Raw genomic sequence first — 13887 nt, 5'->3', positions numbered from 1 at the left:
GGAGGTAAACTATGCGATTAAGCGATTTACCTATCGGAACAAAAGTTAAAGATCCGGAAACAACATATTATGGCGTGCCTATTGTATTTCAAGTAGCGGCTAAGAATCATGAAGGCTACCCCGACAACTCTGTGACGCTGATAACAGAAAAGATTATTACGTTAAAAGTAATTGATGCTAAAGAACCTAGTAACAGTGACAGCTATAGAAGAACTAACGGAAATAACCGTTATTTACATTCCAATATTCGTCAATGGCTAAATAAGGATATAGAATCTTGGTACGAGCCACAGCATGAGACAGACGAACCTCCGAATACTAATGGTGTTAATTATAACCCCTATGACAGTGAATGTGGTTTTCTAACAAACTTCTCACTGGATTTCAAGAAACAAATTTTAACAACAAACTTAACTGTTGTTAAAAATACTGCCACAGATGGCGGGGGGAGTGAGACGCTTCAAGATAAAGTTTTCTTACTGTCCAACACTGAGGTAGGTCTTGCAAATGAAAATAATATAGCGGAAGGCTCCTTGCTGGAATTGTTTACGACAGCGAATGCCTCAAGGCAAGCCTTACCTACAACAGAAGCTGTTGTTAATTCAAATTATGCAACCTCTTCTTTGACAAATTCTAATCCTTGGCATTGGTTTCTCAGAACTCCAGTCGCTGGGCAAAGTTATGGCATGCGCGCAGTAAATAGTAGTGGAGTTCTTACCAATACTTCGTCATCTGCGGGTCAATACGGTGTCCGTCCCGCTTTGAATCTACCATCTGATATTAAAATTTATGACAATCCGGACATAGATGGAGTTTACATCTTAGACACTAGGTTGGCCGAGATATCTCTGCCACAAGGCGATATTGGCGTTAAAACCACTAAAAATAATCTATTAACATATAGCATTACAACTAAAGACGAAATGTCTGAGGTTGTAGAAAAAGTTAATGAAAAAATTGTGGGTAGAAAAAATTTAGCCAACGGAGAAGAAACACAAATTAATTTAACGGAAGAACAGTGGGATAAAATAAAATATGGAAAATATGCTCCAAATTGGAATAATATTATTCCGGAATTTGATGCAACATCTTTTCAGTATTTTAACAATTCATATGCCGAAGATAGAGCAAGTTTGGTGGTATTTGACGAAGGTGAAGCAGGCGGGTATGTTCCTGTTACACCTAATAAAAAATATTGTTTTAGATTTACGCACTTTTCCGACGATATCAACTTGGATTTTTATGTATCAAGTGGTACTTATTTGGATGTTGTTTACGAGGAAGTGAAATCCCATGTAAATGAAAGAATAAATTTAAACACAGGTAAAAGTTTAGAGAATAACTTCAAAGAGTACACATTTGTTCCGAAATCAAATTATGTTTTTATTAAATTTTCTGCTTGGGGAAATTATGACGAAGCATCCATAATGTATATGTCATTAGTCAATAGTTTTATCGACAACACTCTCGCCATCGAAATGGGCGATTACAAATGGGAGTATACTTTTGATAAACGCTTAGCTGATGGTGCAAATATACACGAAATCGTAAAAGCGACGAAGGATGCTAATGAAATTGTATTACCTACCAAAAAAGCTAAGATTGCAGAAGCAATTGGCGAGGATGCTCACGTTGAAGACAGCTTAGAAGAGTTAGCAAATAAAATTCTTAGATATGCAAGTGGAACGTGTACTTCTTCTACAGCTACTTTACAGTTTCAATATGCAGGTACTACGGGAGCTGTTAATTTAAGATTTGTAGAAATTACAGATATTCCATTTATTCCATCAAAAATAACTTTAAGTTTTAAGAATAGTGCTGGCACCATTGTATACAAGACATATTACGAAGAAGATAACGATCCCTTTTATCCTAAAACAATTAAACTGTCATCTTATCAAAGTACATCCCAAACTAGTGTGACCACCTACAACTTAAAAGGGGATGCTTTAAATGCTGTGGTAAGTGAAAATTTGGTTAGATTGCCAGTTAACGTAGGAGGAAATGCAACTGGAACGTGGGAAGCGTGGGGAAGGAATGATACAAGTGTATAATGCCTATAACACGTATAAAATAATGAAAATCTATTATGACAAGGTAACTGGTGAAGTTCTTTTTGATCAAGCTTATAATTATGTACCAGTCCTTAATTTTGATAACGATTATGCAAATTTAACGTCATTAAAACAGAGAACTAAAGAATCAATAGCGTTGTTAGTTCTTAGGGATGGGGAATATGCACAGAGTTTTCAAGAGGGAACTTTGATTAAAGTTGATCCGGAAACACAGGAGTTAACATTTGAGTACCCGAATCCGGAAAATCCAGAGGAACCAATAATCCCAAATAAACCATTTGAGGAACAACTAGCTGAGACTATTGCTTACTCTGTGGAACTGGATTTTAGATTGACCAAGTTAGAACTTGGATTAAATTAAAGAAGGGTGATATCTTGAATACTTATGATGCGTGTAAAAAGTTAATTGCTAATGGTCGCTATGGGACAAAAGATGATATGTTGCTAAAATTAGATATCTTTTTGTTAGGTGATCGTATCACTCAGGGGCAATATAATGAATTGATTGTAGCATTAAATACCGATGCATAAATGGAATCCGATATAACTACAACACTAACATCTTGAAGGAGGTGTATTTTTATTGCTTATTGTAACGGACTTACAAGGTAATACTGAGGCACTCACAAATATTCAAAATGCAGTTGTAAATGAAGAAGTGAACGGGGATTTTAGTATTTCCTTCACTTCTTTTTTATCACCGGAAAACGCTCATGCATATCCACTTTTAGAAGAAGAGTCACTCATAGAACTAGACGGACACGAATTCAGGGTTAAGAAAATCGTTGAAGTCAATAAAAGAAAGCAAGTGGAAAGTGCCTTGCACATCTTCTTTGACTTAATTGAACATCAAATTTATGGCTATATGGGCGGCACCAAGTCAGCCGATGATATTTTTAATTTTATCCTTGCCGGTTCTGGATGGACGTTTGAAAATGTTGACGTCACTAACTATGTAGTGCTGTCCAATTTTGGCGAGGACAATGCCGTAAAGCTTATCCGTGATGCTTGTAATGCCCTAGATTGCGAGATTAAGATTATGCCTGGCAAACATCTTAAACTGTATAAACGGATAGGCACAGACACAGATAATCAGTTCAGGTTTCGGCACAATGTTAAGACGCTTAAAAAATCGGTTGATACAAGTAACCTAAGAACTGTTATTAAAGGGTTTGGCTCTGAGGGGTTGGAGGTCACGTACCCATCACCGATGGTTGCAATTTACGGTGAGAGACATGCGGAGCCTGTCAGGGATGATAGGTACTCTATCCCGGAATCATTGCTAGATAGGCTCAAGCAGGAACTTAACGATGTGCCTGAAATATCGATCGAGATTGAAGTCACTCAACTGGACTTTGAGGCTAACTTAGGCGATAACATTTGGACTATCTATGAGCCACTTGGTATGGATATTAAGACAAGGATTGCAGCTCGCAAATGGTTTCCGTTTAGCAAGAGAGCTCCAACAGTCACGATTGAAAATCGTAAAAAGACGTTTAGCGATATTCTCACTCAGCAAAGAGTGGAAATTGATCAAAACAAAAAAGAAACTCGCTCACGATTCGAGCAAACTAATGAGAGAATAACGATGGAAGTCGAGCGTGTCAACGAATCTATTGCGACATTAGAACTTGAAGCCGATAACATTAAACTCTCAGTTGAGGCTATGGAGGAATCCGTAGCTGCCGTAAATATAAGGGCAGATAATATCGTGTTTAGCGTTAATCAGTTGGGCAACCGAGTCGGAAATGCAGAGTCACAGTTGAGCATTCAGGCTGGATTAATCAGTACAAAAGTTGAGCGTAACGGGGTTATCTCTGCGATTGTGCAATCACCTGAGACGATAAAGTTACAGGCGAGTAGGATTGAGTTATCAGGAATAACTAACGTCGCGGATACTCTCACAATCGGCTCTGGGTATGGTTCGGTAGCTAGTATAAGATTTAATGGGGCAGATTCTTGGATTAACACTTATGGATCAGGTCTACAGGTTTCCACAGGTGGAAACTTTGATGTACAAGCATTAAATGCTACTTTTTATGGCACAACCGTAGACTTAGGAAGTGCTAACAGGATCATATGGGGCAACAACGGTCCGACTAACGTTGCTTTTGCGAGCAATGCAGGCGCGGTTAATGGGTACAGTGCTTCGGATTTAGTAAAGGATACGTTTAGTCAAGGGCTAGGTCTTTATAGAGACTCAAGTACAGGTAGGATTGTAGTTAGACAAGGTAGTAGTATTCTAGGTGCTTTAGCTTGGAATTAAAAATTGGAGGGAAACAATATGAAAGTACAAATCTCTTTAAATAACGGATTATCTGTAACGGCTGATATTGAAGGTTACAATGCGACAGAGCTTGCAACAAAAATCAATGATCCAAAGCTAATCATGATTACAATTGGCGATATCATCGTTAATAAAAATGCTGTGTATTTAATTGCACCAGTACAAGAACAGGCGTAAATAAATATTATTCTTAATGACACGAGGTGACTTATGACGATTGAGGTAGGGGTATTAATATCAGGTTTGGCAGTTATCATCACTTTGATGGGCTATTCCCTTAACAGGACAAAAGCTATTAAATCAGATGGACGTGAGAGTGCAGAGTTAAAAGCAGAATTAGGCTATATCCGACGTGGGGTGGACGATATCAAAATTGATTTAAAAGCAAATGACAAGCAGATTCAAGCTCTCGGGGAGCGTGTTACAAGGGTTGAAGAATCAGCAAAACAAGCTCATTTAAGAATTGATGGTGTAACAAAAAAGGAGAGTGTTCATTAATGAAAATTAACTGGAAAGTGCGCGTTCAGAGTTATCCATTTTGGGTAGCTCTTTTTGCATTGTTGGGATTACTTGTAACGGATCTAGGGTTGATGGAACTGGGCCATTTTGAAAAATATGTGGATGCTATCTTGCTAGTCCTAGTGGCCGGCGGAATTGTGAGTGATCCAACTACGGCGGGTATCTCAGACAGTAAACGAGCTCTTGCATATGATAAACCAAGAGAGGATGATGAGTAATGGTGAAAATTTTTATTGACCCCGGACACGGCGGATCAGATCCGGGTGCTGTTGCAAACGGACTTAAAGAAAAAGACCTTACCCTAGCAATATCTTTAAAGATAAAATCCTTACTGTCTCAATATGAAAATGTTCAAGTCAAATTAAGCCGTGAGACAGATAAATATCTGTCCTTATCGGAACGTGCAAAAATGGCCAATACTTGGGAAGCAGATTATTTTATGTCCATCCACATTAACGCAGGCGGCGGTACAGGATTTGAAACGTTTGTCCATACCAATGCGAGTAATGCGTCAGTTGCTAATCAAAACGAGATTCATACTGAAATCTTAAAACCTTTGGACTTTAAGGACAGAGGTAAAAAACGTGCTAATTACGCAGTATTACGTGAGACAAATATGCCGGCCATCCTCACAGAGAATGGATTTATTGACAATGCAAGTGATGCCGCGAAGCTTAAACAAACAGATTTTATCGATAAAATTGCTCAAGGGCATGTGAATGGTCTTGTTAAAGCTTTAGGGTTAAAAAAAGTTAAATCAGGAATAGCAGAACCAAAACCAGAAAAAGAAGATGAGGTGAATTGGCTGATGGAACCAGTTAAATTTTCAGTGAAAGAGATGGAAAATGCATTGCTACGTGTACTCGGTCGCTTTGAGCAAAAAGACCCGGCACTCGGTAAAGAATGGCGTACCAAGTTTATCAACGGCGAGTTAACAGGAGCAGATGCTTTAGGGATACTTTATGTGGCTGTAGATCGCGGTTATATCACTGGTAAAAGTGAGTAAAATGCTAAAGCCCTTACTCTTTTTGAGTAGGGGCTTTTAATATTGGGTCATAGTATGATATTATTTTCTTCTATTCCAAATTGAGGGCTGCTAACTTCTTGTGCAGCTGGGGGACCAGGAGGCTGCTTTTCAATTTGGTGTGGTAATACTGGAATTGCTCTCTGAACTTGAGAGATAAATGCCACTCCATTATGATTTTCAATAATTTTTGTAGCTGGAGTAGCAGTTAAAGTATGTATGCATGCATGGTGAACGGAAAGAACCGCATCCTGTAATTTTTTATCATCCTCAAGTGCTTGAACTGCTAACCCAATATCTCTTGCTCTACCCAGAGAAATATGACGATCATGAGAATAGGTTAAAGCATGATTTCCTAGTTCAGAAACAATGTAGTCAGCTTTTTTTTCTTTGTTAGAAGAGTCTTTAAACATTCCAGTTATTAACCATTCTTTTACCATTTGGTTTGACCAGTCAATTGCCTTTTCACATTCTCCTATTAAAGTAGGACTATATTTAGCTATGATAGGTTGCCAAATTGGAATTTTCTTTGGATCCTCAGTAATTTCTTTTACTGCCCTATTAAACTCTTCAATAATTCCATGTGTTGGGTAGCCCCGGTATTGTGGATCTATAGGTCCAAGGTTAGAATGTTTGCCCATAATTATTTCTTTAGAAGCACATGCAATCATTGTACCTGCTGACATTGCAATCTGTGGTACAATTACTCTAATATCAGTTCCAAAAATAGATTTTAGATACTCAACTAAGGATTCGGTAGCTGCTATACTACCACCGGGGGTATGTAAGAATAAATCTAGTCCTTTTGTCTTGTCTAATCCATTCATAACTGTCATGAAACCGTTTTTGTCACTATCGTCAACAGAAAAACCATTATAACGTTCAGCAACTAATTCTTGTTTTTGAAGCCATCCTGAATAATAAACTATTACATTTCTCTCAGTAATTTCATGTAAGGCCCTTAGATATTTTCTTCTAATTGAATCAAAAGGATTGTTAAAAATATTGATTTCATTTAAAATTTCACTCCAATTAGGCATTTTATCTTTGTTCCCCCCTTTCGGTTGGAGTTACAACAATATGTTTGGTGACAAATTTACTATTTGTTTCATCATCTAACAGTGTTGAACCAAAAGTATACTTTTTTCTATTTTCTTTGCTATTAATATTTAACTTCCTAAAAATGTCGGTTATTTCTGGTCGGATTTCATCGTTCTTCAAATTAATACCTCCCTTTATTTCTTATAATATATTAACATCAATTATAAAAATAATATACCTTTTGAAAAATCACTTGTGCAGAAATTTGTAGAAATTAATAAAAAAATTTCAGTCGCAAAAGAAATTACAATATTATGCATAACTCATTTATTATTATTATTATGTTTTTTGTGAAAAATGATACTTTCAATGAGAGCAAAATAGGACGGCTTAAACTTAACAGATAGCTACTCAAAAATTCGCCTGTCTCTATCTAGGATTGTTAAAAGCATCGGCAATAAAATGGATTGCTCAATGATTTTACGGTCATCCTCTGGGATAATTGCCAACTAAATCATCTCCGTTTTGCTAATGTCATTAATCGATAACCTTAATATCTCCTTGTCTGTGTCGATTAATAAGGTCTTAGTGACGTAATCAATTTTGTCGATTACGCCCTCAATGTCTTTAAAATATCCATCATCCCATAGTGTAAGTCGCATAGGCATGGTGTAATTAAGTGAGTTATAAATATCAATGTTTATTTGCTCAAGTTCTTGTTCGTCTAAAACTGGTTTAGGAACTTTTTCTTTATCTTTCCCCATCTTGATAAGCAATTCCTTGTGTTCCGGCAACATCATTCGGCTTGACTCCCACCGTAAATTACTTCCCTCTGTCAGTTTGTTCATAATTCAATCACATCTCCTTTGATATAATTATACAAACATTTGTTCGTATATCAAGTATAAAAAATACCGCCTCAGTATGAGACGGATTTGTTTATTTTTCTATCACTGTTGAACTTATCACAGGAAAACCAACTTCATCTTTTCCATCATAGATTCCGTAAACTTTCACTATGTCACCTTCTGTATATTCTTCTTCTTTTAAGAGGTCTTTAATTGAATACATACCAGTACCATCGTTTTCATCAGTGGTAAGAGTAAAGGTTCTGAAAATACCATCTTCCTGAATATTAGAAATTTCCCCGGTAGCATGCACTTTCAATCCAACCTCTACCTCGTCACTATTTAATTCTACAAAGTTAGCTGCTACAGCCTCATCCTTTAGAGATTCATTTAAATCTTCCTGTGAGGGTTCGGTTGATTCAGCCTGTTCGGTCTTTTCACTTTTAGCGGCTTCTGGATCTGCATTTGTTGATGTCTTGTCTGCTTCATCTGACCCACAAGCAGACAAAAGTAATACTAACGATAATATCACAAACCATTTTTTCATTGTTTTTCCTCCTTATAAATGTACACGTCCTCAAAATTTACGTTCAAAAGTTTAAAAAGTTTCAGCATTTGAGGTACGGAAGGGTATGTCTTACCAGTACACCAATTGGATAAGGTGTTTTGAGATATCCCAAATATTTTGCATAATTCAGTTCTTGTGTATTTAGATTGTTTAACGTACAAGCCTAGTAGACAAATTACCATATACATCACCTAATATATTAATTCGGTACAAGATTTATTATTCCTTTCACAAATATTTTTATAAAATCACAATAATTTTGTGATAGTACAAACCAAGCGCCCATACACTGTACTAGACAGTGACAAAGCGAGGTGATCAGATTGGATCCAATTACATTTGGCATGGTGGCGATCGGCGTTGCTGGCGGGAGTTTGTGTGTAGTAACAATATTAGATGCTTATGGTATTAAGGTAAATGAGGATGCTATAAAGATAGCTTTAGAGATTACTAAATATGGAGGGTTGCTGTATCTACTCCAACATCTGAGTAAGCTATTTTTTTAAACTATCATCGTTCCCTAACGAGAGAAACGAGGAAGGGATAGTAAGCGATAAGCTTACTTAGTTGCTCTGAGAGTGACATCAAAAAATAACAAGTGAGATAGCAATATTTAAACATCAGTCGTAGTCACTGACATAGAGACTCAATGCCTATGAGACTGACCAATACAATGACAAGGAGAGTGACACAATGCTAGAGTGGTTTATCCCGCCTGTGCTTGTCACAGCTGCCGCGCTTATCCCTAATAAAAGACTTGCTAATTGGGAGTTTAATAAGAAGCATCTGTATAAAGGTAGCTGGCTTGTACCGATCGGGAAAAAGCGTAAAGTCATGTATCATAACTTCGAGCATTATCCACATCTATTAGTAGGTGGGACCACAAGGTTCGGAAAGACCGTAGCATTAAAGAGTATTTTTGCTTCGTTGCTTCTATCTAATCCTAAACATGTACGTTTTATTATTCTGGATCTCAAAGGCGGTCTAGAGTTTTCTAAATATCAAAACCTACCACAAGTATTAACCGTGGCATCAGACCTCCTAGAAGCGTGTAAGGCGCTTGATTATGTCTATAAACTAATAAAGGTCGAAGAAGAACGATATCGCCAAAATGGCTGGACGAATATCACTGAGACACCTATTAAGGAAAGGACATTTATCATTGTGGATGAATCTGCAGAATTATCTCCTAAATTAGTGAATAAAGAGTTTAAAAAATATGCCGAGCTAGCTCAGATTTATTTAGGGGAGATTGCTCGTATCTCTGGGGGATTAGGTTTTAGGTTAATCATGGCCACCCAATATCCAACTAGAGAAGCTGTGAGCATGGGTGTGAAAATGAACATGGTGGCAAGATTGGCTTTTCGGATTGCGGACGGAACCGGAAGCAGAGTTATCTTAGATGAAACAGGCGCAGAGGAACTTGAGCCAGTACCAGGCAGAGCAATCTATAAATTAGCACAGTCATACGAGATTCAATGCCCATATATCTCAGATAAAATGATTGGAGGTTATCTTGATGAAATTAGAGAGGATAGAACAGATATTATCGGCCATAGATAGGTTGGGGGTAGTGAGCGTTAAACAGCTGCATGAGATTTTGAGGTTAGGATCGTATCGTCATACTTGTAGAGTAGTTGCTCAACTGGAAGAGTATCTAAATGTAGTTCGCTCCCAGCAAAAGATTATATATCTCAATAAGGGAGGACGCCAATTGATTGGTTCTGAAAAGGAGATAAAGAAATCTGTCCTATTCGACCATATGCTACTCAGCAATGAAGCCTATATATATTATGGTTGTCCAAGTGATTGGAAAAGAGAGCTTCCAATTGAGGTTACACAGGAGCCTGAATTTAGCTTTGGAATACAAATTAAGGGGTTGAATGTCACCAAGAAGAAAACAATCATTCCTGACGCCGTATTTAGTCGTGATGGTTATGTCCATCTTGTTGAGATTGATAATACAAGGAGCACGCAAGATAATCGGAAGAAGATCCAAAAATATAAAGAGATGTGGTCGGAGATAAAAAACCGTTTTGGATTGCAGCCAAAGTTATGTATTTTTACGATGAGTGAAAAAAGAAAAAGAGAGTTTGCTCAATTATGTGAGAAACTCCCTTGTGATATTAAGTCTTTTTTTGAGTTATAAATTGTTTGTCTTTTGTGGGTATTAAAGTGCCTCCGCCAACCCAAATTGCGGCAATTTGCCCAAGAGCAGTTAAGGTTGCAGCTCCAGCACCGATCGAATGGGCAAATAGAGTGGCGATTGATCCAGCCAGTGATATTCCTGAAAAGCCGGAACCATCTAAGCCGGTAATCGCTCCAACAATCGTTAATGTAATGGCCCCAATTTCTTTGCTCAAAGGAACAACGGCTGCCAGCGCAATCCCTAAATCATTCACAATGCCTTGTGAATGGTCTGGCAAGTATTCCCCAACGATGCTGTAAAAACCCGCGTCGCCTAAGTAGAAAAAAGCAGCAATAGGGATGACAGGGACGAAAACTTTAAAGCCAAATTGAAACCCTTCAATTAGAAATGCTGTTGTTTTTTCTAACCCCTTTTTTTTATGACTAGCTAGTGTAATGATTAACAGAATCAATATCGCAGTTCCACCAACGAGAGCTGTTGCATCCCCACCAGTCAGATCAAGGACAACCATGGCTAAGACGTCTAAAAGAAATAGCAGCGGTACCAAAATGGCGAAAAAGCGTTTTTGAGTAATGGTTAGTAAGCTTTCTTTTTTATTTTGAGGGTCCGTTTTTGAAAAAACGGTGTTCTTGTCGATGCTTAATTTTCCACGCTCCATATCCCTTTTTAAGAAAAGAAAGGCAGCGATAGTGGTTGTCAGTCCCATGACCACGACTAGTGGGATACTCGCTTGAATCACTTCATTAACAGGCAACCCAGCTGCATCTGCTGTTAGCTTTGGCGCAGCTTGAATGATAAAGTCACCTGATAAGGCGATCCCATGGCCAAATAAATTCATAGCCATAGCTACACCTAAAGCGGGAAGTCCCACTCTTAAAGCTACTGGGAGAAGTACGGCACCTAAAAGGGCAACTGCCGGAGAGGGCCAAAAAAACCAAGAAATTATCATCATTAAAATCCCGATTGTCCAATAAGCTAGTGCCGGGGTTCGAATCAATTTAGCAAAAGGTGAGATCATTACGTCATTAATTCCTGTTGAGGTTAAGGTCTTACTCATTGCAACAATAATGGAAATTACAAGAATAGTGGATAGAAGCTCTGTAATTGCATAAATGAAACTTGTAAAAATACTGCTTACAGAGGCGCTTAAAGAACCGGTTGCGGTTATTGCGATAAGAAAGATGCCGACAATACAAATGAAAGTTGTATCACGTCGCATGATCATAAAGCCAATGATGATAAATATGATCAAGACGTAAAGCCAATGTAGCGCTGTTAACTCAACGCCCATTTTCATTCCTCCTAAATTAGGTTAAAAGGGTATTTGCCCTATATGTGTTTACAGAATATGTTGGAAAAGAAAATGAGTGCGAGAGGCGGACAATGTGAAAAAGCTTCCTCCGTCTTGAGACGGAGAAAAAACCATCGATTGATTGTTTCTATTTATGAAAAAAATAGTAAACTATTAAACAAGTGAGATTATTTATTCAGGAGCAGAAAATGGACAGAATAAATTACTCTCTATGGAACTAGAAAGAAAGGGGAATTTTGTGAAGCAGAAATCCATTAATCAAACTTTATTTGCATTATTTTTGCTGGCTTTAGGAATTGTTCTCCTGCTAATAAATATAGGTGTCATTTCCTTGGAAATGAAAGAACTATTTGTCGTTTTATATCCCTTTTTCCTTTTGGGGATTGGATTGAGCTTGTTTATTAGCAATTTATTGAGGAAGGAAAGAAAAAAATACACTTTCAGCCTATTGTTACTGTTATTTTCCTGTCTATTAATTTTGGACAGATTTGAGGTCATTGTTTTTAAATTTGCAGATGTTTGGAAGCTATGGCCGATATTGATTATCCTGCTGGCCCTCTCACTCTTATTCAAAAAAAGCAAATGGCAGATTGATATTGATTTTTCTACAAAAAAACCTGCGTTCAGCGACAGTGATCAGGATGAGAAAAAGATAGTTAGCGGCTTGATTGGTGAAGTCAGTTATAATGATAGCAATTGGGCGCTGGAGCCGATGGTGCTAAACAATTCAATTGGTGACTATTTTTTGGATTTAAGCAAAGCTTTCATCCCGGAGAGAGAAACCCCAATAATAATCAACGGGAGTATCGCGGATATAAAAATGATAATTCCTGAAAATATTCCTGTAAACATTACTGCTAATTCAAAAATAGGGGATGTGCGAATTTTTGATATAAAGGGAAATACATTGAATAGAACCGTCTTTTATAAGACTCAAGGTTATGATGAAGCGACGAGAAAATTAAAAATAACCATTAACGTTAAGATAGGTTCAATTCGAATCGATAAGGTATAGGAGCGAAAATTTTGAAAAAATTAAATAGCATCCGATATTGGTTTTTACAAAACTATTTGATGATGGCCTTTATCAGCACGTTAATTCTGTTTATTGGCTTTCAGCTATTATTGGTTAATCGTTCAATAACGCTAACAATTGAGAATACCTTTTGGTTTTCTATGATTGCCTTCATTGTGTTTTTATTTGTGGGCGCTTATTTTGGCTATCGGTCAAGCTCTCTTTTAAAGGGGAGGTTAACGGATCTCCTCCTGTATGTTTCCTCTTTGAGAAGTGGCAATTTACCCGGGCGCATTGAAGTAAATGATAACGATGAAATCGGAATGATTTCAGAGGAATTAAATCAACTTGCTGAGTTTATCGAGGAGCAAAAGCATTCGCTGCAAAGATTGGCTGATACAAAAACCTCTTTAGCGCAATCGGCACATGCTGCAGTGGTGATGGAGGAAAGACAAAGACTGGCCCGTGATCTTCATGATGTCGTCAGTCAGCAGCTTTTTGCTTTAAGTATGATGTCTTCAGCAACATTGCGCTTATTTGAAATTGATCATGAAAAAGCGAAGGAACAGTTAGAAGAAATCTCAAAAATTGCTGCACATGCGCAAGGTGAGATGAGGGCATTGCTTCTCCATTTACGCCCGATTCAATTAAGTGATGATCGTCTGTGTGACGGGGTCATTAAGCTTATTCAAGATTTAAAAGGGAAAACGAATATAGAATTTCAAGCGAGTATTGATGAAATTGTTCATATATCGAAAGCGGCAGAAGAGCATTTGTTTCGCATTATTCAGGAGGCTTTATCAAATGTTCTACGTCATGCTGAAGCGTCAAAAATCAGTATTTCATTGACGGAGGAAGAGCGTTATATTTATTTGTTTATCTCTGATAATGGAAAAGGTTTTAATCCGACAATTGAAAGGGTTGCCTCTTACGGTTTAAAAACGATGCGGGAAAGATGTGAAGAGGTAGGAGGAGTTTTCAATATTCGTTCTAAAGAGAGAGAAGGAACATATATCGATATTCGCATACCAACTACTAGGGGGGAATAA

Annotated in this window: 19 protein-coding genes; 13 read left to right on the top strand and 6 right to left on the bottom strand. The window is 37.6% G+C overall.

Annotated features, from left to right (window positions below):
- Nucleotides 1-11: 11 nt before the first annotated feature.
- The 8 genes from NST02_RS18245 to NST02_RS18210 are packed head-to-tail and all read left to right on the top strand — an operon-like array spanning nucleotide 12 to nucleotide 5887.
- Nucleotides 12-2054, top strand: a complete 2043-nt coding sequence (locus NST02_RS18245) for a DUF6273 domain-containing protein (RefSeq protein ID WP_340949455.1) — start codon at nucleotides 12-14, stop codon at nucleotides 2052-2054.
- A complete protein-coding gene (locus NST02_RS18240; protein WP_340949453.1) occupies nucleotides 2005-2436 on the top strand; it encodes a hypothetical protein in 432 nt (143 codons plus the stop codon). Before NST02_RS18245 ends, NST02_RS18240 begins: the two co-directional genes overlap by 50 nt.
- Before the next feature lie 14 nt (nucleotides 2437-2450).
- Entirely contained in the window at nucleotides 2451-2606 is a 156-nt protein-coding gene (locus NST02_RS18235; protein WP_340949451.1) for a hypothetical protein, read from the top strand.
- A gap of 52 nt (nucleotides 2607-2658) precedes the next feature.
- The gene (locus NST02_RS18230; protein WP_340949450.1) at nucleotides 2659-4341 is read left to right on the top strand and encodes a phage tail protein; all 1683 of its coding nucleotides are present in this window, start codon (nucleotides 2659-2661) and stop codon (nucleotides 4339-4341) included.
- A gap of 18 nt (nucleotides 4342-4359) precedes the next feature.
- On the top strand, nucleotides 4360-4539 hold the full coding sequence (locus NST02_RS18225; RefSeq protein WP_340949448.1) for a hypothetical protein: 180 nt from the start codon (nucleotides 4360-4362) through the stop codon (nucleotides 4537-4539).
- A 33-nt stretch (nucleotides 4540-4572) separates the two neighbouring features.
- Nucleotides 4573-4860 carry a hypothetical protein gene (locus tag NST02_RS18220; RefSeq protein WP_340949446.1) on the top strand — a complete coding sequence of 96 codons (288 nt, stop codon included), beginning with the start codon at nucleotides 4573-4575 and terminating at the stop codon, nucleotides 4858-4860.
- Nucleotides 4860-5099 carry a phage holin gene (locus NST02_RS18215; protein ID WP_340949445.1) on the top strand — a complete coding sequence of 80 codons (240 nt, stop codon included), beginning with the start codon at nucleotides 4860-4862 and terminating at the stop codon, nucleotides 5097-5099. Before NST02_RS18220 ends, NST02_RS18215 begins: the two co-directional genes overlap by 1 nt.
- The gene (locus NST02_RS18210) at nucleotides 5099-5887 is read left to right on the top strand and encodes an N-acetylmuramoyl-L-alanine amidase (RefSeq protein WP_340949444.1); all 789 of its coding nucleotides are present in this window, start codon (nucleotides 5099-5101) and stop codon (nucleotides 5885-5887) included. The genes NST02_RS18215 and NST02_RS18210 overlap by 1 nt, the downstream gene beginning before the upstream one ends.
- 47 nt (nucleotides 5888-5934) lie before the next feature.
- On the opposite strand, the gene NST02_RS18205 is transcribed toward NST02_RS18210, so the two are convergent.
- The 5 genes from NST02_RS18205 to NST02_RS18185 form a co-directional block, all read right to left on the bottom strand.
- Nucleotides 5935-6945 (bottom strand): SDH family Clp fold serine proteinase, encoded by a 1011-nt coding sequence (locus NST02_RS18205; RefSeq protein WP_137744527.1) that lies wholly within the window; start codon nucleotides 6943-6945, stop codon nucleotides 5935-5937.
- Between the two features lies 1 nt (nucleotide 6946).
- Nucleotides 6947-7126, bottom strand: coding sequence for a hypothetical protein (locus NST02_RS18200; protein ID WP_137744526.1), 180 nt, complete (start codon nucleotides 7124-7126; stop codon nucleotides 6947-6949).
- Between the two features lie 329 nt (nucleotides 7127-7455).
- Nucleotides 7456-7746, bottom strand: coding sequence for a YolD-like family protein (locus NST02_RS18195; RefSeq protein ID WP_340949443.1), 291 nt, complete (start codon nucleotides 7744-7746; stop codon nucleotides 7456-7458).
- A 139-nt stretch (nucleotides 7747-7885) separates the two neighbouring features.
- Nucleotides 7886-8341, bottom strand: coding sequence for a DNA-binding protein (locus NST02_RS18190; RefSeq protein WP_340949441.1), 456 nt, complete (start codon nucleotides 8339-8341; stop codon nucleotides 7886-7888).
- Nucleotides 8338-8544, bottom strand: coding sequence for a helix-turn-helix transcriptional regulator (locus tag NST02_RS18185; RefSeq protein ID WP_095306745.1), 207 nt, complete (start codon nucleotides 8542-8544; stop codon nucleotides 8338-8340). Before NST02_RS18185 ends, NST02_RS18190 begins: the two co-directional genes overlap by 4 nt.
- A 141-nt stretch (nucleotides 8545-8685) precedes the next feature.
- Here NST02_RS18185 and NST02_RS18180 point away from each other — a divergent pair, with 141 nt between their 5' ends.
- The 3 genes from NST02_RS18180 (at nucleotide 8686) to NST02_RS18170 (ending at nucleotide 10511) form a co-directional block, all read left to right on the top strand.
- Nucleotides 8686-8868, top strand: a complete 183-nt coding sequence (locus tag NST02_RS18180) for a hypothetical protein (protein WP_340949440.1) — start codon at nucleotides 8686-8688, stop codon at nucleotides 8866-8868.
- A 187-nt stretch (nucleotides 8869-9055) separates the two neighbouring features.
- Nucleotides 9056-9925 (top strand): FtsK/SpoIIIE domain-containing protein, encoded by an 870-nt coding sequence (locus NST02_RS18175; RefSeq protein WP_340949439.1) that lies wholly within the window; start codon nucleotides 9056-9058, stop codon nucleotides 9923-9925.
- Entirely contained in the window at nucleotides 9882-10511 is a 630-nt protein-coding gene (locus tag NST02_RS18170; RefSeq protein ID WP_340949438.1) for a replication-relaxation family protein, read from the top strand. Before NST02_RS18175 ends, NST02_RS18170 begins: the two co-directional genes overlap by 44 nt.
- On the opposite strand, the gene NST02_RS18165 is transcribed toward NST02_RS18170, so the two are convergent.
- Nucleotides 10489-11802 carry a hypothetical protein gene (locus tag NST02_RS18165; protein ID WP_340949436.1) on the bottom strand — a complete coding sequence of 438 codons (1314 nt, stop codon included), beginning with the start codon at nucleotides 11800-11802 and terminating at the stop codon, nucleotides 10489-10491. The genes NST02_RS18170 and NST02_RS18165 overlap by 23 nt on opposite strands.
- 232 nt (nucleotides 11803-12034) lie before the next feature.
- Between NST02_RS18165 and liaF the strand changes: the two genes are divergently transcribed.
- Complete coding sequence (liaF, locus tag NST02_RS18160) at nucleotides 12035-12838, top strand: cell wall-active antibiotics response protein LiaF (RefSeq protein ID WP_373315098.1); 804 nt, start codon at nucleotides 12035-12037, stop codon at nucleotides 12836-12838.
- Nucleotides 12839-12849: 11 nt separating this feature from the next.
- Nucleotides 12850-13887, top strand: a complete 1038-nt coding sequence (locus tag NST02_RS18155) for a sensor histidine kinase (protein ID WP_137743608.1) — start codon at nucleotides 12850-12852, stop codon at nucleotides 13885-13887.

Origin of the sequence: Robertmurraya sp. FSL W8-0741 (genome assembly GCF_038004005.1) — a bacterium.
GTDB lineage: Bacteria > Bacillota > Bacilli > Bacillales > Cytobacillaceae > Robertmurraya > Robertmurraya siralis.
The sequence above is the reverse complement of the archived record's forward strand: the minus strand, read 5'-3'. Positions and strand labels throughout refer to the sequence as shown.

What these genes read in the sequence shown, in the direction of transcription:
- NST02_RS18245 (WP_340949455.1), top strand. Translation starts at nt 12, where the DNA reads ATGCGATTAAGCGATTTACCTATCGGAACAAAAGTTAAAGATCCGGAA.
- NST02_RS18240 (WP_340949453.1), top strand. Translation starts at nt 2,005, where the DNA reads ATGCAACTGGAACGTGGGAAGCGTGGGGAAGGAATGATACAAGTGTAT.
- NST02_RS18225 (WP_340949448.1), top strand. Translation starts at nt 4,360, where the DNA reads ATGAAAGTACAAATCTCTTTAAATAACGGATTATCTGTAACGGCTGAT.
- NST02_RS18220 (WP_340949446.1), top strand. Translation starts at nt 4,573, where the DNA reads ATGACGATTGAGGTAGGGGTATTAATATCAGGTTTGGCAGTTATCATC.
- NST02_RS18215 (WP_340949445.1), top strand. Translation starts at nt 4,860, where the DNA reads ATGAAAATTAACTGGAAAGTGCGCGTTCAGAGTTATCCATTTTGGGTA.
- NST02_RS18210 (WP_340949444.1), top strand. Translation starts at nt 5,099, where the DNA reads ATGGTGAAAATTTTTATTGACCCCGGACACGGCGGATCAGATCCGGGT.
- NST02_RS18205 (WP_137744527.1), bottom strand. Translation starts at nt 6,945, where the DNA reads ATGCCTAATTGGAGTGAAATTTTAAATGAAATCAATATTTTTAACAAT.
- NST02_RS18195 (WP_340949443.1), bottom strand. Translation starts at nt 7,746, where the DNA reads ATGATGTTGCCGGAACACAAGGAATTGCTTATCAAGATGGGGAAAGAT.
- NST02_RS18190 (WP_340949441.1), bottom strand. Translation starts at nt 8,341, where the DNA reads ATGAAAAAATGGTTTGTGATATTATCGTTAGTATTACTTTTGTCTGCT.
- NST02_RS18185 (WP_095306745.1), bottom strand. Translation starts at nt 8,544, where the DNA reads ATGGTAATTTGTCTACTAGGCTTGTACGTTAAACAATCTAAATACACA.
- NST02_RS18175 (WP_340949439.1), top strand. Translation starts at nt 9,056, where the DNA reads ATGCTAGAGTGGTTTATCCCGCCTGTGCTTGTCACAGCTGCCGCGCTT.
- NST02_RS18170 (WP_340949438.1), top strand. Translation starts at nt 9,882, where the DNA reads ATGAAATTAGAGAGGATAGAACAGATATTATCGGCCATAGATAGGTTG.
- NST02_RS18165 (WP_340949436.1), bottom strand. Translation starts at nt 11,802, where the DNA reads ATGGGCGTTGAGTTAACAGCGCTACATTGGCTTTACGTCTTGATCATA.
- liaF (WP_373315098.1), top strand. Translation starts at nt 12,035, where the DNA reads ATGGAACTAGAAAGAAAGGGGAATTTTGTGAAGCAGAAATCCATTAAT.